Raw genomic sequence first — 22,400 nt, 5'->3', positions numbered from 1 at the left:
TTCGAATAAAGGGTGCGGCTGGGTTCGTGCGCTGCGGTTAGGGGGTGGCTTCGCCTGCTAGGGCGAAGAGACCTTCGGGGGTTTGTTCTATGAGGCCGTCGGTTAGGAGGGAGTCGAGGGCTCGGGTGCGTTGGGTGGGGTTTTGGGGCCAGGCTAGGTCGAGGGTGGCGCGGGGGACGGGGGTGGGGGTGTTGCGGAGGACGTCGAGGAGGCGGCCTCGGGCCTGGCGGTCGGTGCCGGTGTATTTCTGGGTGCGGCGGGGGGTGGTGGATGGGGGGTGGCCCGCGGATTTCCAGGTGCAGTGTGGGAGGGGGCAATTGGTGCAGGTGGGGGTTCTGGCCGTGCAGATCAGGGCGCCGAGTTCCATGAGGGCGGCGGAGAATTTGGCGGCCCGGGGGACGTCTCCGGGGAGGAGGGCCTCGGTTTCGGCGAGGTCTCGGGCGGCGGGGTTGGCCGCGTCGGCGCGGCCGTGGACGGCTCGGGCCACCACTCGGCGAACGTTGGTGTCCACCACGGGAACTCGCTGCCCGTAGGCGAAACAGGCCACGGCGCGGGCGGTGTAGGCGCCGATGCCGGGCAGGCCGAGGAGGACGTTCACGTCCGCGGGGACCTCGTCGCCGTGTTCGTCGGCGAGGACCCGGGCGCATTCGTGCAGGCGCAGGGCGCGGCGGGGATAACCCAATCTGCCCCAGGCGCGCAGGACCTCGCCCTGGGACGAGGCGGCCATGGCGGACGGGACGGGCCAGCGGGCGACCCACTCGCGCCAGATGGGCTCGACCCGCACGACGGGGGTCTGCTGGAGCATGATCTCGCTCATCAGGATCTGCCAGGCCGTCACCCCGGGCCGCCGCCACGGGAGGTCGCGGGCGGTCTCGTCGTACCAGTCGATCAAGGCGTCGGAGTCGATGCTCACGCGTTCGCCGTCCTCTCGCAGTTTGCCCTCACGCTGCCCGCCGCCGCACCACTCATTCCGTACACTTCCCGTACCCGGCCGACACCGGTTTGCCGGGACGTAACTTGGCGGACTCGCCGGTAACCGGCCCAGTATGGAAAATGGGACACATGCCTCATACCAACCCGATCAGTGCCTGGAAGGCCCTCCGCGAGGGCAACGAGCGGTTCGTGAGCGGCACGCTGCAGCATCCTAGCCAGGGTGCCGCCGACCGGGCCAAACTCGTGGCCGGTCAGCAGCCCTCGGCGATCCTGTTCGGGTGCGGCGACTCTCGCGTCGCCGCCGAGATCATCTTCGATCAGGGCCTCGGCGACATGTTCGTGGTGCGCACCGCGGGACATGTCATCGACTCGTCGGTGCTCGGCTCGATCGAATACGGGGTCGAGATCCTGAACGTGCCGTTGATCGTCGTGCTCGGCCACGACAGCTGCGGGGCCGTGCGCGCGACCATCGACGCGCTCGACGGCGGCGATGTGCCGGGCGGCTTCATCCGCAGCGTGGTGGAGCGGGTCACCCCGTCCATCCTGGTGGGCCGTCGCGAGGGCTTGACCGAGGTCGACGAGCTCGAGGCGCGGCACGTGATGGAGACCGCGCGCCTGCTCATGCAGCGTTCGATGATCATTTCGCAGCGGGTGGCGACGGGTGAGTGCGCGATCGCCTGCGTGACATACAAACTCACCGACGGCAAGGTGCAGCTGCATCGCGCCGTCGGCAACATCGGCGAAGTGGCCTGACCGGGGCCGACACGCCGTGCGCGTGAGCCGGACCGGCCGGATCGTGCGCTTACCGTTGTCGCTGTGCTGGAACCGACTGGACCGTTACCGCCCGAGGTCTACTGGCGGCGCCGCCTGCTCGCGATCGCGGCGCTGGTGGTCGTGCTCGCGCTGCTGATCTGGCTGGCGGTCTTTCTGCTGGGTGGGGGCGACGACAAGCCGAGCTCCGCGGCGGCGCCGAGTTCGACCTCGACCTCCCCCGGTTCCGCCGCGCCCGCCGCGGGTGCGGAGAGTTCGCCGAGCGCGGCCGCGACCACGAACGCCGCGGCCAGCGGGTCGCCGTCGCAGTGTCCGGATCAGTCGCTCGCGGTGAAGGTCGCGGTGGGACAACCCAACTACAAATCGGGCGAACAGCCGGTGTTCCGCATCGTGATCACGAACATCTCCACCGCCGCCTGCACCCGGGACATGGGTTCGGGATTGCAGCAGGTGTCGGTGACCTCGCTCGACGGGCAGCGCCGACTGTGGGCGAACACCGATTGCGATCAGGGCGGTCCGGGAGATGTGCGGACCTTGAACGGGGGGCAGCAGGCGGAGTTCACGCTCACCTGGTCGGGGACGACCTCGCAGCCGAACTGCGCCGGGGAACGGGTGCCGGTCGGGGCGGGGGCGTATGCCGTTGTGGCGCAGTTCGGTTCGGTGCGGAGTGTGCCGGAGCCGTTCAATATCGCGTGAGCGCCGCGCGGATTCGGCGGGCCAGCCCCTCGTCGATGCCGGGGAGGGCGGTGAGGCCGGGGAGGTCGGCGGCGCGGAGGTCGGTGAGGGTGCCGAAGGCCGCCACCAGGGTTTCGGTGGCTTCGCCGGAGAGTTGCGGGAGCTGCGCGAGGAGGCGGTAGCCGCGGGGTGCGGTCGTGGTGTCCAGTGCCTCGAGCGTCGCGGGAAAGCCCAGGGGCGGGGCCAGATTCGGCAGGTCCAGCAGGTCGAGTTCGTGGAGTTGGTCGAGGGCGTCCAGGGCGCGGTCGGCGACGGTCTCGTCGGCGGTCGGGCGCGCGTGGTCGCGGACGATCAGGCGGCGGACGCGATCGGTGTCGCCGACCACCTCGGTGAGTTGCAGGGCCAGTTGGCGACCGTCGGTGCCGAGTTCGAGGACGTCGGATTCGATCTCGTGGGTCACCCGGCGGACCAGCTCGAGGCAGTGCAGGGCGCTCAGCACATCGCGGAGGGTCGCCGTGTCGGACAGCTCGGCGGCCGAGAGGCGCCGCAGCGTCTCGTCCAGTCGGGTCCGATACCGATCGAGGGTCGCCATGGCCTGATTCGCCCGCGCCAGAATGGTTTCCGAGGGCTGGATCAGGTGCCGGGCGCCGTGGGCGTAGACGGTGATGAGGTTGGTGGACCGGCTCACCGAGACCACCGGGTAGCCGATCTGCGCGGCGGTCCGCTCGGCCGCCTTGTGCCGGGTGCCCGTCTCCGTCGTCGGCAGCAGCGGATCGGGGACCAGGTGGACATTGGCCCGTCGGATCCGCATCCCGTCCGCCGAAAGCACCACGGCCCCATCCATTTTCGACAACTCCCGCAGTCGCGTCGGGGAGAACTCCGTATCCAGGTCGAATCCCCCGTCGCAGATCCGCTCGACGCTCTCGTCGTACCCGAGCACGATCAGCGCCCCGGTCCGAGCCCGCAGAATCCGATCGATCCCGTCCCGCAGCCCTGTCCCCGGCACGAGCCGGGCCACGACGGCCCGGACGAGAGCGTCCGCGCCGCTGTCGCGGCGGGAACCGAGGGAAAGGTCACGAGGGGAACCGAGGGAGAGGCCCCCCGGGGAAAGGCCACCGGGCGATGCGAGGGGTAGGTGGCCGTGTGGGCCCGGTGGGAGGTCGGCGTGGGAGTCGTTGCCGGAGTGGGCATTTGCCGCGGGCGGGAGGGACAGGCCCGCGGCGGCCAGGGGGCGGCCCAGGAGGTTGGTGACCCAGCGGCCCGGTCTCATTCGACGGCCTCCAGTCGGGGGCGGTTGCGTTTGGCCAGGCCGGTGACGGTGAGGGCGGTGCGGACGTCGGTGACCTCGTGGATCTTCAGGCCGAGGCCGGAGGTGTCGACGCCGGGCGGGACCAGGGCCTCGGTGAAGCCGAGGCGTTCGGCCTCGGCGAGGCGGCGGGTGGCGCCCGCGACGCGGCGGACCTCGCCCGCGAGGCCGACCTCGCCGAGGATGACGGTGCCCGCGCGCAGGGGTTTGCCGCGTTCGGCGCTGGCGATGGCCAGGGCCACGGCGAGGTCGGCGGCGGGTTCGGTGAGGCGCATACCGCCGACGGTGGCGGCGTAGACCTCGAATTTGCCGAGGTAGAGGCCGCACCGGCTCTGGAGGACGGCCAGCACCATGGAGACGCGGTTGTAGTCCAGACCGCTGACCGCGCGGCGGGGCATGGCCGCCTGGGTTTCCACCGTGAGGCCCTGGACCTCCCCGACGAGCGGGCGCTTACCGTCCATGGCGACGGTGATGGCGGTGCCGGGAACGGCGTCGGCGCGGTGATGCAGGAACAGGCCGGACGGGTCCTCGACGCAGACGATGCCGTCGTCGTGCATCTCGAAACAGCCCACCTCGTCGGCACTTCCGAAGCGGTTCTTGATGCCGCGGATCATGCGCAGCGTGGAATGCTTGTCGCCCTCGAACTGCAACACCACGTCCACCAGATGTTCCAGCGTGCGCGGCCCGGCGAGATTGCCGTCCTTGGTGACGTGCCCGACGAGCAACACGGCGATACCGCTCGCCTTGGCCAGCGAGGTCAGCGCCGCGGTGACCGCGCGCACCTGCGTCACGCCGCCGATCACGCCGTCCACGTCGGCGGCCAGCATGGTCTGCACCGAGTCCACCACCAGCAGCGTCGGCCGCACCTGATCGACGTGCCCGAGAATGGTCGACAGATCGGATTCGGCTGCGAGATAGACCCTTTCGTGCACCGCGTCGGTGCGGTCCGCGCGCAGCCGGACCTGCCCGGCCGACTCCTCCGCGGTGACGTACAGCGACCGCTCGTCGCGTTGGCGCGCCCAGCGATGCGCGACCTCGAGCAGCAGCGTCGACTTGCCCACCCCGGGCTCGCCGGACAGCAGCACCACCGACCCGGGGACGATGCCGCCGCCGAGCACCCGGTCCAGTTCGCTCACCCCCGTGGAGCGGGCGCGGGTGATCTGCGAATCGATCGTGGAGATGGGCGCGGCCGCGGTGGACGGCAGCAACGCCCGGCGCGCGGCCGAGCCGCCGGTGGACGACACGACGGGGGCGGCCTCGTCGACCGAACCCCACTCACCGCAGCCGGGACACCGGCCCACCCACTTGGCGACCTCGTGCCCGCACGCGGAACATCGGTACTGCGATTTCACCTTGGCCACGTGCGCAGCCTAGAGATCGGGTCCGACACGAGCGGGCAACGGCGCGAGGCGATTCCGCGCGCCGGGGCGCCGACTCAGTGACCCGAGCCCTCGGCGGCCGTCTCGCCCGCCTTGCGCTCGAGGTCCGGACCCGCGTCGACGGGGACGTCCACCTTGACCGTGCCCGCGTTCTTGAAGTTGAAGGTGACCTGGTAGGTCAGGCCCGGCGACACGTCCTTGGTCAGGCCGGTGATCTCGATGAGCAGCGGATGCGCGGCCGGGTCGGCGGGCTGATCGGGCGAACCCTCGCCCACCCCGTGCGCGGGCGCCGCGCTCGCGGTGGCCGACGCGCCGGTGCTCGTCGGCGCGGCCGTGGTGCTGGCGGCGGCGGAGGTGGTCGGCGCGGCCGCGTGGACCGCCTTCGGCGAGGCGGCGACGACGGTCTGGCCGGACTGCAACTGCGGATTGGCCGGGGTGATCTTCACCGTGCCCAGATCGGAGGTGATGCTGGTGAGCTCGTCGCCACGGGCCGGATCGGCGTTCACCGCGGTGAACGCCAGCACGGCCTTGCCGCCCTTGGCGTTGGTGTACTCCTCCGACTGCGGCAGCAGCAGGCGCACGTCGCGCAGCGCCACCTTGCCGATGTTCGCGCTGTTGCCGTTGACCGCGGCGACCTGGTCCGCGGTCTGCGAGATCTGACCGGCACCGCACCCCGACAGCGCGAGCATCGCGCCCGCGGCGAAGGCGGCGACGGTCACGGCGTGGCGGCGCGCCTTCGACGCTGTGGTGGCTTTCTGGGCAGTCACGGCTTGTCCTCCATGTCGACCGGCTCACTCCACGATGCAGAGTAGTAGTAGGCAGCGTAGTAGTCGCCCCGCGACGCCTCGTGTCGGGTAGGGGGACTTGTAAGCTCAACAATGGGCGGTCGGTACCATTCGACGAGCGGAATGCGGGCCGATCCGTAAATCCTTCTGGCACAACGGGATGCACACCAATGGCGTTCTGTCAACCCCCGCCGCCGCCTCGTTGTGGCCCTGACCTGCGTCGTTGATCGCGCCGTTACCGAGTCGCATGTTAAACTGTGAACATCGAAAGGGGCACGGGACACATGATTTTTAAGGTCGGAGACACCGTCGTTTACCCCCACCACGGAGCGGCGCTGATCGAAGCTATCGAGACTCGCACCATCAAGGGCGTGCAGAAGGAGTATCTGGTCCTCAAGGTCGCCCAGGGCGATCTCACCGTACGCGTTCCCGCCGAGAACGCGGAGTACGTCGGCGTCCGCGACGTCGTGGGCCAGGAAGGTCTCGACCGAGTTTTCCAGGTGCTACGCGCACCGCACACGGAGGAACCGACCAACTGGTCCCGCCGGTACAAGGCCAACCTGGAGAAGCTCGCCTCCGGCGATGTGAACAAGGTGGCCGAGGTCGTCCGCGATCTGTGGCGCCGGGAGCAGGACCGCGGCCTGTCCGCCGGTGAGAAGCGGATGCTGGCGAAGGCGCGCCAGATCCTCGTCGGGGAGCTGGCCCTCGCCGAGGGAACCGACGACGTCAAGGCGGAGACCCTGCTCGACGAGGTTCTCGCCGCGGCCTCCTGACCGTGAACGCCGCACACGACGCAAGTCGTGTCGTGGCATTGGTGCCTGCCGCCGGTCGGGGCGTGCGCCTGGGTGAAGCGATGCCCAAGGCGTTCGTCCCGATCGGCGGCAGCCCTATGCTCACGCTCGCCGTCGACGGCTTGATCGCGTCCGGGGTCGTGGACCGCATCGTGATCATCGCGCCCGCCGAACTCGTCCGACACGCCGAATCCGCCTTGCCCGCCGGATTCCCGGCGGATGTGGTGGCCGGCGGCGCCGAACGCATCGACTCCGTGCGCGCCGGACTCGCGGCCGCGCCGGAGGCCACCCATGTGCTCGTGCACGACGCGGCCCGCGCCCTCACGCCGCCGTCGCTGATCGCGCGGGTGGTGGCCGAACTGCGCGCCGGGTATCCGGCCGTCGTGCCGGGCGTGCCCGTGGCCGACACCATCAAGTCGGTGGATTCGCGGCAGACCGTCACCGGCACCCCGGACCGCGCGGGACTGCGCGCGATCCAGACCCCGCAGGGTTTCGAGGCACAGCTGCTGCGCGAGGCGTACGCGCTCGACGTTCCCGCCACCGACGACGCGGGACTGGTCGAACGCCTCGGCGCGCGCGTGCGCGTGATCCCCGGGGACACAATGGCTTTCAAGATCACCACCCCGCTGGATCTACGGCTGGCCAACGCCCTGCTCGCCGATCGGCCCGTACCGGACGCGGTGTCGTGATGGCCGACCTCGCGGCGATGCGCGTCGGCATCGGAAGTGATGTGCATCCCATCGAACCCGGCCGTCCCTGCTGGCTGGCCGGGCTGCTGTTCGAGGGTGACAGCGGGTGCGCGGGTCACTCCGACGGCGATGTGGCCGCGCACGCGCTCTGCGACGCGCTGCTCTCGGCCGCCGGGCTCGGCGATGTGGGCGCGGTCTTCGGGACCGGACGCCCGGAATGGGCGGGCGTCTCCGGCGCGGCCATGCTGAAGGAAGTGCGCCGCCTGCTCGACGAGGCCGGTTTCACGGTTGTCAACGCCGCCGTCCAGGTTATCGGGAATCGTCCAAAAATCGGCCCGCGCCGTGGCGAGGCCCAGCGGGTGCTGGGAGAATTACTGGACGCGCCGGTCTCGGTGTCGGGCACCACGACCGACGGATTGGGGTTGACCGGTCGCGGGGAGGGGATCGCGGCGATCGCCACCGCCTTACTCCAGTGTTGTAGCCCCTCCTGTCCGGGTTCGCACTGACCCCTGCGCCTCTCCGGCATCGGAGCGCGTGCCCGTGCTCCCCCCTGTACCACCCGTAATCTGCAAATTCTCAACAGCTAGGATGGCTGGTCGTGACTCTGCGCCTGTTCGACACCGAGACGCGGACCCTGCGTGATTTCACGCCGCTGGTCCCCGGCCGCGCGTCGGTGTATCTGTGCGGGGCCACCGTGCAGGGCGAACCCCATATCGGCCACGTACGCAGCGGCGTCGCCTTCGACGTGTTGCGACGGTGGTTGTCCGCCAACGGATTCGACGTGGCCTTCGTCCGCAATGTCACCGATATCGACGACAAGATCCTGAACAAGGCCGCCGCCGCCGGTCGGCCCTGGTGGGAGTGGGCCGCCACGCACGAGCGCGCCTTCGACCGCGCCTACCGGGCGCTGGGCGTGCTGCCGCCGTCGGTCGAGCCGCGGGCCACCGGGCACATCACCCAGATGGTCGACCTCATGCAGCGGCTCATCGATCGCGGCCACGCCTACGCCTCCAGCGGCAACGTGTATTTCGACGTGCGCAGCTATCCGGACTACGGCAGCCTGTCCGGGCACAAACTCGACGATGTGCACCAGGGCGAGAGCGCCGGTGAGGGCAAGAAGGATCCGCGCGACTTCACGCTCTGGAAGGCCGCCAAACCCGGCGAACCGACCTGGCCCTCGCCGTGGGGTCCCGGGCGGCCCGGCTGGCATCTGGAGTGCTCGGCCATGGCGGAGTTCTATCTCGGTGCCGAATTCGACATCCATTGCGGCGGTATGGATCTGGTGTTCCCGCACCACGAGAACGAGATCGCCCAATCCCGTGCCGCCGGAGACGGTTTCGCCCGGTACTGGCTGCACAACGGCTGGGTGACCCTGGGCGGGGAGAAGATGTCGAAGTCGCTCGGCAATACGCTGTCGGTGCCGAACGTGCTGGAAAACGTTCGCGCCGTGGAACTCCGGTTCTACCTGGGCAGCGCGCACTACAGCTCGATGCTGGAGTACTCCGACCAGGCGCTGCGCGACGCGGCCCAGACCTATCAGCGGCTGGAGGCGTTCGTCCGGCGCGTGGTCGAGCGGGTGGGCGAGGTCCCGGTCGGCAAGTGGACCGACGAGTTCGCCGAGGCGCTCGACGACAATCTCGGAATTCCCAAGGCGCTGGCCGAGATTCATCGGGCGGTGCACGAGGGCAACAAGGCGCTGGAGTCGGGCGATCACGACACCGCGCGGGAACTGGCCGGGCAGGTGCGCGCGATGCTCGGTGTCCTCGGTGTGGATCCGCTGGATCCGCACTGGGCCGCCCCGGAGGATTCCTCGGCGGCCCTCGACGCCCTCGACGTGCTGGTCCGCGCCGAACTGGAGCAGCGTCAGCAGGCCCGGGCCGCCAAGGACTGGGCCACCGCCGACGCGGTCCGCAACCGGCTGACCGCGGCCGGTGTCGAGGTGACCGACACCCCGGACGGCCCCGAGTGGAGCCTCAGCGGAAAGGCCAACTGATGGCAGGCAATTCGCAGCGCCGCGGCGCGATTCGCAAGTCGGGCACCAAGAAAGGGCAGACCGTCGGCTCGGGCGGGCAGCGGCGGCGCGGGCTGGAGCCGCGCGGCGCGACCCCGCCCGCGGAGATGCGCAAGTACCACCCGGCGGCCAAACGCGCCGCCGCGGCGGCGAAGAAGGCCACCCAGCAGCCCAAGCGCCCGGCGGGCCGCCCGAGCACGCGTAAGGGCGACGACGGTCCCGAACTGGTGCTGGGCCGCAATCCGGTGGTGGAGTGCCTGCGCGCCGGGGTTCCGGCGACCGCGCTGTACGTCGCCAACGGCACCGAGAACGACGACCGGCTCACCGAGGCCGTGCAGCGCGCCGCCGACACCGGGATCTCGATCCTCGAGGTGCCGCGCACGGATCTGGATCGCATGAGCGCCAACGGTTTACATCAGGGTCTGGCATTGCAGGTGCCGCCCTACCGGTACGCGCATCCGGACGATCTGCTCGAGGCCGCGCGCGCCTCGGGGACGCCGCCGCTGCTGGTCGCGCTGGACAACATCTCCGATCCGCGCAATCTGGGCGCGGTGATCCGCTCGGTGGCGGCCTTCGGCGGGCACGGCGTGGTCATTCCGCAGCGCCGCAGCGCCAGCGTCACCGCGGTGGCGTGGCGGACCAGCGCGGGCGCGGCGGCCCGGCTGCCGGTCGCGCGGGCCACGAATCTGACTCGGACGCTGAAGGATTGGGCCAAGGCCGGATTGCAGGTGGTCGGGCTGGACGCGGGCGGGGACACCTCGCTCGACGACTTCGACGGCAGCACACCGACGGTCGTGGTGGTCGGATCGGAGGGCAAGGGCCTGTCCCGGCTGGTGCGCGAGACCTGCGACAGCGTGCTGAGCATTCCGATGGCGGGCGAGGTGGAATCGCTGAACGCCTCGGTCGCGGCGGGTGTGGTGCTCGCCGACATCGCGCGGCGGCGGCGGGGCTGAGCCGGAAACCGCGCGCGTCCGCGAGCTTTCGGGGTACCGAGCCCCCTAAACTTGGTTGGTGGCCAGCTACCCGCCCCAGTATTTTCCCGACGAGCCGATCGGTTCGCCCGTCGAGCATCCGCACGCGACCACGGTGCTGCTGCTCGGCGCGCTGAGCGTATTCTGTTGCGGCGCTCTGGGACCCGTGGCGTGGGCGATGGGCAAGCGCGCGCTCGATCAGATCGAGTTCTCCCTCGAGCATCCCGAGCAGACCGGCGGGCAGGTGTTCGGCGGCCGGGCGCAGGTGCTGGTGGGTTACATCCTCGGGATCATCGGCACCATTCTGATGGTGATCGAGGCGATCATCTTCCTGCTGGTGCTGATCGGCGGCCACTGACCGCGGTTCAGTCCAGGCCGGGGCGCGGCGGGTCGGCGGGGACCTTCCAGGCGGGCCAGTCGGCGCTCACACGTCCGGTCCAGTTGGGGGCGCGGCGATCTCGCACGGCGGCCAGGCCCTCCCCCGCGTCGACGCTGTTGGCGACGTAGGTGGTGAGTTCGGTCTCGAGCGCGGCGACGGCGTCGGGGCCCATGCCCAGGCCCTCCCACAGCAGGCGCTTGGACAGCGCGGCCGACAGCGGGGCCGAGCCGGCCGCGATGTCGTGCGCGACCGACAGCGCGGTGGGCAGCACCTCGGCCGCGTCCAGGCTGGCATTGGCCAGGCCGAGCTCCTTGGCCTCGTCGCCGTCGAAGGTGCGGCCGGTGAGCAGGATGTCGGCGGCGTTGGCCATACCCGCCAGGCGGGGCAGCAGCCAGTGCGCGTAGCCGTCGGCGAGGACGCCGCGCCGCACCTGGTTGAGTCCGTAGATGGCGTCGCGAGCCAGATAGCGCAGATCGCATTGCAGCGCGAGCGCCAGGCCGAGCCCGACCGCGTGCCCGTTGACCGCCGCGATCACGGGTTTGCGGATGCGCCAGGGCGCGGGGTCGATGGTGGCGGTGACGTCGCCGACGCGGCTGGACAGGTCCGCGCCCGCGCAGAAGGCGGGCGGCGTGCCCGTGACGACCACCGCCCGCACGGCGTCCTCGGTATCGCACCGCCGCAGCGCCGCCCCCAGTTCGGCCGCCATCGTCGGGGTGAACGCGTTCTGTTGCGCGGGACGATGCAACGTGAGCACGGCGACTCCGGCGGATACATCGACGTGCAGTTCCGAACTCATGCGACGAAATCCTAGCTCTGTGCGCGGGTCGTGCCCTGGTACGCGAACGAGCAGATCACAGGCGGGCACGGTCCCGCAACCGCCCACCCGGCGCACCGGGAGACGTTCGCGGCCCGGTCCGTCGATCGGGGCCTGGCGCGGAGCGATGAAGGAGTGAGCACCAGGTGCCGATCGGCGGGCCTCAGGGGCCGCGAACCCGCCGCGACGAAGGAGCGGCCAGAATTACCGCAAGACCTTGCGGCCGATGGCCCACTTGTGGACTTCTGTGGGGCCGTCGTAGAGGCGGAACGCGCGCATGTCGCGGAAGATCATCTCCACGACGGTCTCGTCGCTGATGCCGATGCCGCCGAGGACCTGGACGCAGCGGTCGGCGACCTTGAACAGTTCCTCGGAGACGAAGGATTTGGCCATCGAGCTCTCGTGGCGGGCCTTGTGGCCGTGGTCCATGAGCCAGCAGGCGTGCCAGATGGTGAGGCGGCACTGGTGCAGGGCGATCTCGTTGTCCGCCAACATGAACGACACGCCCTCGTGTTCGCCGATGGCCTTGCCGAAGGCGGTGCGGGTCTTGGCGTGCTCGACGGCGATGCTCTGGGCGCGTTCGGCGGCCCCGAGCCAGCGCATGCAATGGGTGAGCCGGGCGGGGGCCAGGCGCAATTGGGCGTAGCGCAGGGCTTGGCCGGTCTCGCCGAGCAGGGATTCCTTGGACAGCACCAGGTTGTCGAACCGGACCACGCCGTGGCCGCCGACGTAGTTGCGGTCCATGGTGTTCATGGTGCGTTCGATGACGATGCCCGGGGTGTCGCCGTCGGTGAGGAACAGCGTCGGCCCCTCGGGCAGATGCGGGTTGGCGGCGAGGCGGGCCATGATGATCCATGTCTTGGCGCCGTCGGCCCCGGTGATCAGCCACTTGCGGCCGTTGACGGTGAAGTTCTCGCCGTCGAAGGTGGCGGTGGTGGCCAGCTGATCGGGATCCGAACCGGCCCCGGCGGGTTCGGTCATGGCGAAGACGGACCGCTGGTGGCCGGTGATCACCGGCATCAGGTAGCGGTCGACCTGTTCGGGATTCGCGATCTTGGACAGCAGGAACATATTGCCCTCGTCGGGCGCGGCGCAGTTCATGGCGACCGGGCCGAGGGTGGACCAGCCCGCGGCCTCGTAGAGCACGGCCTGCTCGACGTGGGTCAAGCCGCGGCCGCCGAGTTCGAGCGGGGCCTGGATGGTCAGCAGTTTCTCGGCGCGGGCGAGTTCGACCAGTTCCTGTCGCAGCTCGTCGTTCGGGCCGTGCGAGGTCAGTCGCGGATCGCGCTCGTAGGGCACGATCTTGTCGACGACGAATCCGCGAATCCGGTCGCGTTCGGCCTCGAGCTCGGCGGGCAGCGAGAAGTCGATCATCGGTTCACCCTTTTCCAGCGGTCCCGGCGCGTCGTTCGCCGGGTGTGCTGCGAGCATACGGCCCGGCCGCGCGAAGACTGAAGGCGGCTGCCATCAAATGCTGTCGCGCAGGAATTCGGTCACCTGGGCGCGGTAGACCTCGGGCCGGTCGTCGTGCGCGAGATGTCCCGCCCCGGCGATGCGGACGTAGCGCGCGTGCGGATGCGTCGCCGCCATCTCGCGCATCTGACCGGGCGGGGTGATGGTGTGCTCGGCCTCGACGAGCAGGGCCGGCGCGCGAACCGCACGCCACTGCGACCAGAACTCGCGCGTCCCCCATTCCTCGGAGATGGCACGGAAGGTCTCCACCGAGCCGTGCAGGCGATACCCGTCCGGGCCCGCGACGAAGGAGTTCAGGAAGTACTCCCCCGCCACCGGGCCGAAGAACTCGCGCACGGCCCGCGCGTCCGGAAACGGTTGCGGCCAAGCCGAAATCATGGCCGCCCAGTCCGACGCGGTGCGGCCGCGGAAGTCGGGGGCCATGTCCTCGACCACGAGCGCGCGCACCCGCCGCGGGAATTCGGCCGCGAACATCCAGCCGTGCAGCCCGCCCATGGAGTGGCCGATGACGATCATGGGTTCGGCGATGTCCGCGGTCGCGGCCGCGAGATCGGCGACGAACGCCTCGGTGCGCAACTCCGCCGGGGCGGGCCGCCCGTGCCCCGCCGCGTCGACGGTGTACACGTGCCCGAACTCCCGCAGCCACGGCACATGCGCCCGCCAGGTCCGGGCGCTGCCCATCAGCCCGTGCAGCAACAGAATCGGCACACCCGTGCCACCCTCGTCGTACAACAGCTCGTCCGCCTCCTCGTGCGCCGCGCACTCGCCACGGGTCCTGCGACCCTACCCACTGCCCTAGGCTGGGGCGCATGGCTGTTGTGAAGATCAATGCGATCGAGATTCCCGAGGGCGCGGGACCGGAGCTGGAGAAGCGGTTCGCCGCTCGCGCGCACGCGGTGGAGAACTCGCCCGGTTTCCTCGGTTTCCAGCTGTTGCGTCCGACCGCCGGGGAGAACCGGTATTTCGTTGTGACGCAATGGGATTCGGAGGAGTCGTTCGCGGCGTGGCGGGACGGGCCCGCGCGCGAGGCGCACGCCGGGCAGGCGCGGCAGCCGGTCGCCACGGGCGCCTCGCTGCTCGAGTTCGAGGTGGTGCTCGACGTGGCGGGCAAGGGCGCGTAGGACCTCAGCGCGGCCGGGTCGCGACGTCCACCTCACGGATGCCGGGCCGGGCCGTCGGATCGCCCCCGTCGACCTGGATCCGGACGTAGCGCGCGCTCGTCGGTTGCAGGAGTTCACCCAGCGGCGTGGTCGCCACCTGCGACCATGTCCGGTTGTCGCCGGAGACGAGGATGGACGAGGTGACGGGGGCGGGTTCGGTCCAGCGCGGGCTCACCCGGGTGAGGGTGACCGTCGCGCCGAGGTCGACGGTCAGGTCGGCCCGGGACGAGTCGGGGAGCCAGCTGGTCGCGGTGTCGCCGTCCACCGCGGCCGCGGCGTAGTCGCCGGGTTGTTCGCTGCTGGCCGCGGTGGCCTTGCAGCGCGCGGCGTCGTCGGTGGGGACCAGATCCGGTCGGCGGGTGGGCAATTCCAGCGTCCCGTTCGAAGCGACCTGGCGCAGGCCGGAATTCGTCTCGACCGGGAGCGGGTCGCCGGAGCGCAGCGTGACCGTGGTGCGTTCCGGTCCGGCGGCGACGTCGAAAACGCGTCCCTGCCAATGCAATCCGCGCACGGTGAGGCCGGCCGCCAGGCGCGGGGTCAGCATCGGGTCCAGCACCACGCGGTCCTCCCGCAGGCGCAGGCCCAGCAGGCCGTTGGTGAACTCCTGGAGGTAGCCGCCCGCGAGGGTGGTGAAATCGAAGGCCGGGGATCCGGCGAGCGGGTCGTTGGCTCCCGCCTTCACCCCGCGCGCCTCGGAGAACTGGCCGAACGGTTCCCGGGCGAACGGCCGCGCCGAGCGTTCCAGATACGTGGCGACCGAACAGCCGGGCTCGTTGTTGCGCGCGGCATCGATCGCGTGCACCGAATCGGTCATGGCCGGGCCGTCGGGATCGGTGCGTTCGGCGTAGTAGTCGAGGGTCTTCGCGGCCACCTCCGGGGACATCGGCCATTCGAGGGGATATTGCAGCAGCACGGTGTCGGCCTGTTTGATCTGCGCGCCGCGGTAGCCCGCGTATTGCAGGAATACGCCGTTGACCGGATCGAAGGGGATGCGCAGGTGGTCGGCGACCTCGGTCCAGGCCGGTGGGGCGGGCTGGTTCAGCAGGCGCGCGGCGGCGGTCGCGTTCCGGAGTGCTTCGGCCGCAACGGCATTGGTGTACACGCCGTCGTCGACGCCGTTGCTGTACTCGTCGGGTCCGGCGACATCGCGGATCGAATAGCCGCCGTCCGGGTCCGCGGTGACGCGCGCGGCCCAGTACTCGGCCACCGCCGAGAGCACCGGCCAGCCGCGGTCGCGCAGGTAGCCCAGGTCCTTGGTGGCGAGGTAGTACTGCCAGACCGCCAGGGCGACATCGCCTTGCAGATGGTTCTGGATCAGGCAGTGCGGGGGTGACCAGCTGTGGCAGTCGGTGTTCAGATCGCCGGTGGCCGCGCTGGTCCAGGGGTAGAACGCGCCGGGCAGGCCGAGCCGCCGCGCGTTCTCGCGGGCGGCGGGCAGGGTCTTGAAGCGGTAGTCGACCACGGATCTCGCCAGATTCGGGGCCAATTGCAGCAGGCCCGGGTACATCCAGATGTCGGCGTCCCAGAAGATCAGTCCGGCGTAGTTGTCGCTGCTCAGACCGGTCGGCGAAATGCTGTTGTCCTGCTGGGCGTTCGTCGCCGAGTACAGCGAGTACAGCGCGCCGCGCACCCAGCGCTGGGTGTCCGGATCGCCGGGCACCTCGATATCGGCGGACCAGAGTTCGCGCCATTGCCGGGCCTGTTCGGCGAGCAGGCTCGCCCAGCCGCGGGCGGCGGCGCGGTGGGCGGCGTCGGTGGCGGCGCGCGCCGGATCGGGGGCGGTGAGGGAGGTGTCGACGCCGACGTACTTGATGATCTCGTACGAGTTGCCCTGGGAGACCTGGAGTTCGGCGCGCTGGCTGGTTTCCTGTTGCCGCACCGGGGCGTTCCCGGCGGCGAGGACCGAGACGACGTCACCGACGACATTCGTGGTGCGCGTTCGGAATTCGAGGGCGGTGGTGTTCGCGTCCGGGGTGGCGATCGCGGTCCGGTCCAGGCGCCGGGCCCCGGCCATGTCCAGCAGGCCGGTGATCGTGGCGGGGCCGTCCCAGTGCGGGGTGAGCGTGAGATGGACGGCGGCCGTGTGCTGGTCGGCTCGGTCGGCGAGGACGTCGTAGACCAGATCGGTGGCCCGGCCGTCGCGGGTGGTCCAGGTGAGCGCGGTGCGGACCAGGCCGCAGCGCAGGTACTCGGTCTGGCGGAAGTTCGACACCTGGTCGGGAGACAGTGCGGGCGTGAGGGTTTCGCCGTTCACGGTGACCTGCAGGGTGGACCAGTTGGGCAGCGCGGCGGCCACCGTGCGGCCGTCGGCGAGTCCCGGTTCGGCGCCGTAGAGTCCGGCCACGAACGCGCCGTCGTAGCGCGGGGTGTACAGCGGCCAGCCGGTGCGCTCACCGGTCTCCACGTAGCCCGTGCCCGCGGGCGGGACGCGCAGGCCGAGATAGCCGTTGCCGACGAAGGGATGCCGGTCGTATCCGGCGCGGAAGTCCTCGGAGAAGGGCGCCCAGTCCGGGCGCGCCGCGGCGGTGTCGCTGGGACACGCGGGCGCGGTGGCGGATTCGCCGTCGCGCGACCGCACCGCGACGAGCACGACCGCGGCCACCACCACCGCGACGACCACGACCACGACGAGTCCGATCAGCAGCCGCGTACGACTGCCGAGGAGATGTCGCGCTCCGGACGCCACACAGGCAGAGTGCCACAAACGGGCCGGATGTATGCGCGGACACGACGCCCGCCGGACCGTCGCGACCGATGGGCCGCAACGGTTTCGGCGGGCGCGGGATCAGGACGCGAGCGCGGCGTCCAGTTCGATGGTGTCGACTCCGGCCAGCGCCTTGCTGACCGGGCACCCCGCCTTGGCGCCCTCGGCGGCCTGCCCGAACGCGGCGGCATCGATGCCGTCGACGTCGCCGCGGACGGTCAACTTGATCTTGCTGATTCGGAAGCCGCCCGCCGGATCCGGGCCCAGCGTCACGTCCGCGGTGACGTCCAGGCTCCGCACGGTGCCACCGGCATTACCGATCTGCGCCGACAGGGCCATGGCGTAGCAGGAGGAATGCGCGGCCGCGATGAGTTCCTCCGGGCTGGTGGTGCCGTCGGCGTTGTCGGCGCTGCGCTTGGGGAAGGAGACGTCGTACTTGCCGACGCCCGAACTGGCCAGCTCGACCTGTCCGGAACCGTCCTGCAGACCGCCGGTCCAAGCGGTGCGCGCGGTACGTGTTGGCATCACTGTCCTTTCAGAGTGGGTTTGGGGTCGCCGTCGCGATCGAACCTACCGCCTTCCCGTGTTCCGGGTTGTCGTCCGACGAGACCGACCCGACGTTCCCGCGTCCGCGCTCGTCCCGTGAGCGAGACCCGGCCCGGGGGTCCCGACTCCCGGTCGTCCGTGAACGCTACGGGTTCATGCGGGGTTGGTGGCGCGGGCGAGCACGATGCCGCCGACGATCAGGGCCAGGGCCAGTACGCGGCCCGCGCTGATGGGGTCCTTCTGGACGATGACGCCGAGGACGATCGCGCCGACCGCGCCGATTCCGGTGAACACGGCGTAGGCGGTGCCGACCGGCAGGGTCTGCATGGAGCGAGAGAGCAGGTAGACCGCGGCGGCGGCGAGCAGGAAGCACAGCAGGGTGGGCAGCGGGCGGGTGAAGCCCTGGGTGGGCTTGATGCTCTGGGACCAGGCGATCTCGATCAGACCGGCGAAAGCCAATAGGGGCCAACCCATTTCGGGACTCCTTCACAGACAAGTGGACGAGATGTCCACTTCCTTCGAGGGTAGAGCGATATGGACACGTTGTCCACTTACTTCCGTCCGCAGTAGAGTCGAGCCCATGACCGACCTCCTCGCGCCGGACCCGGCCCCCGGGGAGCGGGCGGATGCCGCGCGCAATCGCGCCAAGGTCCTGCACGCCGCCGCGGAACTGTTCCGCACCCGCGACCCCCGGGCGGTGACGATGGACGACATCGCCAAGGCCGCCGGGGTGGGCCGGGGGACGCTGTACCGGCGCTACCCGGACGTCGCCTCGGTCGCCCTCGCCCTGCTCGACGAGCACGAGCGCGAGGTGCAGGGCCGCCTGCTCGACGGCCCCCCGCCGCTGGGCCCCGGAGCGCCGCCCGGCGAACGGCTGGCCGCCTTCTACGCCGCGATGGTCGAATTGCTGGAAACCCATTCACATCTGGCCCTCGGGGCGGAGACGGGCGGGGCCCGGTTCGCGACGGGTGCGTACGGGTTCTGGTACGCCCACGTCCGCGCGCTACTCACGGAAGCCGGTGTGCCGCAACCGGATCGACAGGTGGACATCCTGCTCGCGCCCTTGGCGGCGGAGGTGTATCGGCATCAGCGGGAGCGGGGGCTGTCGGCGGAGGAGATCGCGGAAGGGTTGGCGCGGTTGGCGTATTCGGTGGTGGGGTAGCCCTGCCGTCCGGCCCTGGGGGGCCGGACGGCAGGGACAAGGGAGGGGCCGACGTGTGGGAGGGGACCCTCAAGCCATATCGCGGCGGCGGATCAGCCAGAGCGTGCCCACGACGAACACCGCCACGTACACCCCCGTCGTCACGAAAGCCACTGGGCGGGTGAGGGTGTCCACCACGCCGGGGGTGGCCGCGCCCTGGACGGTGCGCATGGCGTTGGCCAGGGAACCCGCGGCGGTGCCGGGGAGGTGGTCGGTGAGGGGGTGCAGGGGGGTGAAGAGGGCGGCGACGCCGCGCAGGAGGTTCTCCACGACCAGGACCCAGACGAGGCCGAGGCCGACGGCGAGGGCGGGGCCGCGGGCGAGGGCGCCGATGAGGGCGCCCGCGAGGGTCCACATGGCGAGAATGGCGGTGCCGGTGAGGATTCCGAGCAGGATGCGGGAGGCCGAGGGGAGGGCGAGGGATTGGTGTTGGGTGGCGGCGATCAGGGCGGCCACGCCGGTGTCGACCACGAAGGCGACGCAGACGAGGGCGACGACCACCGCGGCGAGGGACACGATCGTCCCGCCGATGACGGCGATGCGCGAAGGCCCTTGGGCGAGAGCGGTTTTCCAGGTGCCCCAGCCGTAACCGCTGCCGATCGCCAGCGCGCCCAGCACCAGGATGAGCGCCCCGCCGAACATCGCCATGCCCTGGGTGAACACCTCCGGCACCGCGGCGGGCAGCATCTGCCGCAACAGCAGGTCGCGGGGCAGCCCGTTGGACATCCGGGAACTCGACCCGGACGAATAGGCCAGGTAGTTGAACAGATACGCGAAGGTGAGATTCAGCAGCAACCAGGTGCCGACCAGAATCCACATCGCGGGCCATTTCACCATTCGCGCGAATTCGGCTCGCGCGCAAGCCAACAGGTCGGTCATGATCCCGCGGCCACCTTCGTCATCTCGAAAAACACTTCTTCCAGGGACTTCTCGTCGGTGCGCAACTCCAGCAGATCCGCACCGGCCTCGATCACCGCGCGTGCCACCGTGGGCGCCGTCGCCCGATCGGCATCGACTCTGATGCCGCTGGCGGTCAGCAACGCGGAGCGCTCCCCCACCACCCGGCGCACCGCCGGGAAGGCCACCTCCAGCGGCTCGGCACGCAGGAAAAGCGTTGCCGCGCCGCGCAGTTCGCTCACTGTGGCCTCGGTGAGCAACCGGCCCCCGGCGATGACGCCGACCCGATCACAGATCTCCTGCACCTCGCTGAGCAGGTGTGACGAGAGCACGACGGTGTGCCCGTCGGCGGCCAAACCGGTGATGAGCTCGCGCATCTCGGCCATTCCGGCCGGATCGAGCCCGTTGGTGGGTTCGTCGAGGATCAGCAGATCGGGGCGGCCGAGCAGGGCGGCGGCCACCCCGAGCCGCTGCTTCATGCCGAGCGAATACGCCCGGAACTTGTCGTCGGCGCGGTCGGTCAGGGCGACCCGGGCCAGCGCCTCGGCCACGGCCGCCATCTCGCAGCCGCGGTAGCGGGCCAGGACCCGCAGGTTGTCCCGGCCGGAGAGATACGGGTAGAAGCCGGGACCCTCGATCAGCACGCCCATGCGGCGCAGGGTGCGCGGATCGCCCGGTCGGCTGCCGAGCACCCGGGCGGTTCCGGATGTCGGGCGGATCAGGCCGGTCAGCATACGCAGCGTGGTCGTCTTGCCCGCCCCGTTCGGGCCCAGGAAGCCGTAGATCTCCCCCGCCCGGACCGTCATGGCGACGGCGTCGACGGCGGTGTGGGTGCCGTAGCGTTTGGTCAGTGCCTCGGTGACCACGACGGTGTTGTTCATGCCTTCGAGAATCCGCCCTCGACCTGCCCGGACACATCGGCCGCCCGGCGTGAGCGGACGTACGTATCGCGACGTATTTCCTCGTGGCGGCGTACCGCGCCGGGTTCGTCCGGGGTTACCGTGCGAGGGTGAGTCCGACCGCGCGCCCGTGTGGGCGAGACGTGCTGGTGGCGCTCGTCGTCGCCGGTGTGCAGCTGGGCGCGGGCCCGGCGGTCAACCACGCGGAGGTACAGCACGGGCTCGCGGGCGCGCGGCCGGTGGACGTGCTGGGGTACGGCCTGCTGTTGATCGGGCCGCTGCTGCTGGTGGTGCGGCGGGCCTACCCCCTGGCCGTCTTCGTGGGCGCGCTGGCGGTGACGGTGACCTATCTGGTCGCGGGTTTCGGCTACGGGCCGATCTTCCTGTCGCTGGTCATCGCGTTCCTCACCGCGGCCTCCGCCGGATCACGGTGGCGCACATACCCGTTCGTGCCCGTGGGCTATCTGCTCATGATCTGGCCGCTGCCCGCGCTGCGCGGCTATCCGACCAACGGCTGGCAGATGGTCGGCGTGCTGGCCTGGTTGTGCGTGCTGCTCGGCCTCGCCGAGGGCATCCGCCAGCGCCGCGAGATCCTCACCGCCCGGCGGCAGCGCGCCGAGGCCGCCCACCGCAACGAACAGGCCGAACGCGAACGCGAACTGGCCCGGCGCGAACAACGCGCCTCCGAGGAGCGGCTGGCCATCGCCCGCGAACTGCACGACGTGCTCGCGCACAGTCTGTCGCTGATCAATGTGCAGTCCTCGGTGGCGCTGGAGTTGCTCGACCGCAAACCCGAACAGGCCGCGACCGCGCTGGCCGCCATCAAGCAGGTCAGCCGCGACGCGCTCGGCGAGGTGCACACGCTGTTGCGGTCGATCCGCTCGGGCGCGGAAACCGGTGCGGCGCCGACCAGTCCGACGGTCGGCATCGCCGATCTCGACGCGCTCATCGATCCGGCCCGCGCGGCCGGGCTGACCGTGCGCACCGAGATCAACGGTCCGGCGCGCCGCCTGCCCGCCGTGGTCGACGTGGCCGCGGCCCGCATCGTGCAGGAGTCGCTGACCAATGTGCTGCGCCACGCGCCCGGCGCGGAGGCCGTTGTGGCGCTGGACTATTCGCCCGGGGAACTGCGGCTGACCGTCGAGAACGGCAGGCCCGCGAGTTCTCCACAGCCGTCCACAGGCGGCGGCAACGGCATCGCCGGAATGATCGAGCGCGCGCACGCGCTCGGCGGCGAGGTGGCCGCGACGCCCGCCGGGGACGGCGGCTTCCGGGTGGCCGCGCGGCTGCCGCTCGGCTCGACCGACGAGGGGACCCGATGACCGTTCGAGTACTGATCGCCGACGACCAGGCCCTGGTCCGCGCCGGATTCGTGGCCCTGCTCGACGCCCAGGACGGCATCGAGGTGGTGGGCGAGGCCGACAACGGTCAGCAGGCGCTGCGGCTGACCCGCGAGCTGCGTCCCGACGTGGTGCTCATGGACATTCGGATGCCGGTCCTCGACGGGTTGTGCGCGACCCGCGAGATCGCCGCCGACCCCGACCTGTCCGAGGTGCGGGTCGTCGTGCTGACCACCTTCGAACTCGACGAGTACGTCTTCGAGGCGATGCGTTCGGGCGCGACCGGGTTCCTGGTCAAACACACCGAACCCGCCGATCTGGTGAAGGCCGTGCGGGTGGTCGCCGCGGGCGACGCCCTGCTCTCCCCCAGCGTGACCCGCCGTCTGGTCGCCGAATTCGCCACCCGCGCCAAGCCCGCGCCGCCCGCCGAACTGACCGGCCTGACCGACCGCGAACGCGAGGTGATGGTGCTGGTGGCCGAGGGTCTCACCAATGCCGAGATCGCCGAACGCCTGTTCCTCAGCCCCGCGACCGCCCGCACCCACGTGAGCCGAATCCTGTTGAAACTGCGCGCCCGCGACCGCACGCAGCTGGTGGTGCTGGCCTACGAATCCGGATTGGTGCGGCCGGGCTGGCAGTGATGCCGAATCCCGTACGCATGCAGACGTACGACGGG

24 protein-coding genes are annotated in these 22,400 nt (G+C 70.7%); 12 read left to right on the top strand and 12 right to left on the bottom strand.

What is annotated here, in order from left to right; all coding sequences use genetic code 11:
- Positions 1-37: 37 nt before the first annotated feature.
- Positions 38-913: an A/G-specific adenine glycosylase gene (locus tag ACFYTQ_RS29730; protein ID WP_387368258.1), complete on the bottom strand. Its 876-nt coding sequence runs from the start codon at positions 911-913 to the stop codon at positions 38-40.
- A 149-nt stretch (positions 914-1,062) separates the two neighbouring features.
- Between ACFYTQ_RS29730 and ACFYTQ_RS29725 the strand changes: the two genes are divergently transcribed.
- A complete protein-coding gene (locus ACFYTQ_RS29725; RefSeq protein WP_387368256.1) occupies positions 1,063-1,686 on the top strand; it encodes a carbonic anhydrase in 624 nt (207 codons plus the stop codon).
- A gap of 63 nt (positions 1,687-1,749) precedes the next feature.
- Entirely contained in the window at positions 1,750-2,400 is a 651-nt protein-coding gene (locus ACFYTQ_RS29720; RefSeq protein WP_387368254.1) for a hypothetical protein, read from the top strand.
- On the opposite strand, the gene disA is transcribed toward ACFYTQ_RS29720, so the two are convergent.
- From disA to ACFYTQ_RS29705, 3 genes are all read right to left on the bottom strand, one after another.
- Complete coding sequence (gene disA / locus ACFYTQ_RS29715) at positions 2,387-3,649, bottom strand: DNA integrity scanning diadenylate cyclase DisA (protein WP_387368252.1); 1,263 nt, start codon at positions 3,647-3,649, stop codon at positions 2,387-2,389. The genes ACFYTQ_RS29720 and disA overlap by 14 nt on opposite strands.
- Complete coding sequence (gene radA / locus ACFYTQ_RS29710; RefSeq protein WP_387368250.1) at positions 3,646-5,046, bottom strand: DNA repair protein RadA; 1,401 nt, start codon at positions 5,044-5,046, stop codon at positions 3,646-3,648. The genes disA and radA overlap by 4 nt, the downstream gene beginning before the upstream one ends.
- 74 nt (positions 5,047-5,120) lie before the next feature.
- On the bottom strand, positions 5,121-5,831 hold the full coding sequence (locus ACFYTQ_RS29705; RefSeq protein ID WP_387368248.1) for a hypothetical protein: 711 nt from the start codon (positions 5,829-5,831) through the stop codon (positions 5,121-5,123).
- Between the two features lie 302 nt (positions 5,832-6,133).
- Between ACFYTQ_RS29705 and carD the strand changes: the two genes are divergently transcribed.
- The 6 genes from carD to ACFYTQ_RS29675 all read left to right on the top strand — a co-directional run bounded on the left by carD (position 6,134) and on the right by ACFYTQ_RS29675 (position 10,669).
- On the top strand, positions 6,134-6,622 hold the full coding sequence (gene carD, locus ACFYTQ_RS29700; RefSeq protein WP_019931623.1) for an RNA polymerase-binding transcription factor CarD: 489 nt from the start codon (positions 6,134-6,136) through the stop codon (positions 6,620-6,622).
- A 2-nt stretch (positions 6,623-6,624) separates the two neighbouring features.
- Positions 6,625-7,329, top strand: coding sequence for a 2-C-methyl-D-erythritol 4-phosphate cytidylyltransferase (ispD, locus tag ACFYTQ_RS29695; RefSeq protein WP_387368246.1), 705 nt, complete (start codon positions 6,625-6,627; stop codon positions 7,327-7,329).
- A 17-nt stretch (positions 7,330-7,346) separates the two neighbouring features.
- Positions 7,347-7,835, top strand: a complete 489-nt coding sequence (gene ispF, locus ACFYTQ_RS29690; protein WP_387368456.1) for a 2-C-methyl-D-erythritol 2,4-cyclodiphosphate synthase — start codon at positions 7,347-7,349, stop codon at positions 7,833-7,835.
- Between the two features lie 92 nt (positions 7,836-7,927).
- Positions 7,928-9,322, top strand: a complete 1,395-nt coding sequence (gene cysS / locus ACFYTQ_RS29685) for a cysteine--tRNA ligase (protein WP_387368244.1) — start codon at positions 7,928-7,930, stop codon at positions 9,320-9,322.
- Positions 9,322-10,293, top strand: coding sequence for a 23S rRNA (guanosine(2251)-2'-O)-methyltransferase RlmB (gene rlmB, locus ACFYTQ_RS29680; protein ID WP_387368242.1), 972 nt, complete (start codon positions 9,322-9,324; stop codon positions 10,291-10,293). Before cysS ends, rlmB begins: the two co-directional genes overlap by 1 nt.
- A 58-nt stretch (positions 10,294-10,351) precedes the next feature.
- Positions 10,352-10,669, top strand: coding sequence for a DUF4190 domain-containing protein (locus ACFYTQ_RS29675; RefSeq protein ID WP_387368240.1), 318 nt, complete (start codon positions 10,352-10,354; stop codon positions 10,667-10,669).
- Positions 10,670-10,676: 7 nt separating this feature from the next.
- Here ACFYTQ_RS29675 and ACFYTQ_RS29670 read toward each other — a convergent pair whose 3' ends face one another.
- The 3 genes from ACFYTQ_RS29670 to ACFYTQ_RS29660 all read right to left on the bottom strand — a co-directional run bounded on the left by ACFYTQ_RS29670 (position 10,677) and on the right by ACFYTQ_RS29660 (position 13,712).
- Positions 10,677-11,486 (bottom strand): enoyl-CoA hydratase/isomerase family protein, encoded by an 810-nt coding sequence (locus tag ACFYTQ_RS29670; RefSeq protein ID WP_387368238.1) that lies wholly within the window; start codon positions 11,484-11,486, stop codon positions 10,677-10,679.
- A 222-nt stretch (positions 11,487-11,708) separates the two neighbouring features.
- The gene (locus tag ACFYTQ_RS29665; protein WP_387368236.1) at positions 11,709-12,878 is read right to left on the bottom strand and encodes an acyl-CoA dehydrogenase family protein; all 1,170 of its coding nucleotides are present in this window, start codon (positions 12,876-12,878) and stop codon (positions 11,709-11,711) included.
- A gap of 93 nt (positions 12,879-12,971) precedes the next feature.
- Positions 12,972-13,712, bottom strand: a complete 741-nt coding sequence (locus ACFYTQ_RS29660; protein WP_387368454.1) for an alpha/beta fold hydrolase — start codon at positions 13,710-13,712, stop codon at positions 12,972-12,974.
- Between the two features lie 74 nt (positions 13,713-13,786).
- On the opposite strand from ACFYTQ_RS29660, the gene ACFYTQ_RS29655 reads away from it, so the two are divergent.
- On the top strand, positions 13,787-14,098 hold the full coding sequence (locus ACFYTQ_RS29655; RefSeq protein WP_387368234.1) for an antibiotic biosynthesis monooxygenase family protein: 312 nt from the start codon (positions 13,787-13,789) through the stop codon (positions 14,096-14,098).
- Between the two features lie 4 nt (positions 14,099-14,102).
- Here ACFYTQ_RS29655 and ACFYTQ_RS29650 read toward each other — a convergent pair whose 3' ends face one another.
- From ACFYTQ_RS29650 to ACFYTQ_RS29640, 3 genes are all read right to left on the bottom strand, one after another.
- Positions 14,103-16,823, bottom strand: a complete 2,721-nt coding sequence (locus ACFYTQ_RS29650; RefSeq protein ID WP_387368232.1) for a discoidin domain-containing protein — start codon at positions 16,821-16,823, stop codon at positions 14,103-14,105.
- A 99-nt stretch (positions 16,824-16,922) separates the two neighbouring features.
- Positions 16,923-17,366, bottom strand: a complete 444-nt coding sequence (locus ACFYTQ_RS29645; RefSeq protein ID WP_387368230.1) for an OsmC family peroxiredoxin — start codon at positions 17,364-17,366, stop codon at positions 16,923-16,925.
- 174 nt (positions 17,367-17,540) lie between these two features.
- Positions 17,541-17,861, bottom strand: coding sequence for a DMT family transporter (locus tag ACFYTQ_RS29640; RefSeq protein WP_387368228.1), 321 nt, complete (start codon positions 17,859-17,861; stop codon positions 17,541-17,543).
- 106 nt (positions 17,862-17,967) lie between these two features.
- Between ACFYTQ_RS29640 and ACFYTQ_RS29635 the strand changes: the two genes are divergently transcribed.
- Positions 17,968-18,549: a TetR/AcrR family transcriptional regulator gene (locus ACFYTQ_RS29635; RefSeq protein WP_387368226.1), complete on the top strand. Its 582-nt coding sequence runs from the start codon at positions 17,968-17,970 to the stop codon at positions 18,547-18,549.
- Between the two features lie 69 nt (positions 18,550-18,618).
- Here ACFYTQ_RS29635 and ACFYTQ_RS29630 read toward each other — a convergent pair whose 3' ends face one another.
- Both ACFYTQ_RS29630 and ACFYTQ_RS29625 read right to left on the bottom strand, forming a co-directional pair.
- The gene (locus tag ACFYTQ_RS29630) at positions 18,619-19,467 is read right to left on the bottom strand and encodes an ABC transporter permease subunit (protein WP_387368224.1); all 849 of its coding nucleotides are present in this window, start codon (positions 19,465-19,467) and stop codon (positions 18,619-18,621) included.
- Positions 19,464-20,366 carry an ABC transporter ATP-binding protein gene (locus ACFYTQ_RS29625; protein ID WP_387368221.1) on the bottom strand — a complete coding sequence of 301 codons (903 nt, stop codon included), beginning with the start codon at positions 20,364-20,366 and terminating at the stop codon, positions 19,464-19,466. Before ACFYTQ_RS29625 ends, ACFYTQ_RS29630 begins: the two co-directional genes overlap by 4 nt.
- Before the next feature lie 128 nt (positions 20,367-20,494).
- Here ACFYTQ_RS29625 and ACFYTQ_RS29620 point away from each other — a divergent pair, with 128 nt between their 5' ends.
- Both ACFYTQ_RS29620 and ACFYTQ_RS29615 read left to right on the top strand, forming a co-directional pair.
- Complete coding sequence (locus tag ACFYTQ_RS29620; RefSeq protein ID WP_387368218.1) at positions 20,495-21,706, top strand: sensor histidine kinase; 1,212 nt, start codon at positions 20,495-20,497, stop codon at positions 21,704-21,706.
- Positions 21,703-22,365, top strand: coding sequence for a response regulator (locus ACFYTQ_RS29615; RefSeq protein ID WP_387368215.1), 663 nt, complete (start codon positions 21,703-21,705; stop codon positions 22,363-22,365). Before ACFYTQ_RS29620 ends, ACFYTQ_RS29615 begins: the two co-directional genes overlap by 4 nt.
- Positions 22,366-22,400: the final 35 nt, after the last annotated feature.

The organism is Nocardia sp. NPDC004068 (genome assembly GCF_042874315.1).
GTDB lineage: Bacteria > Actinomycetota > Actinomycetes > Mycobacteriales > Mycobacteriaceae > Nocardia.
This window is presented reverse-complemented; position numbering and strand designations above follow the sequence as displayed.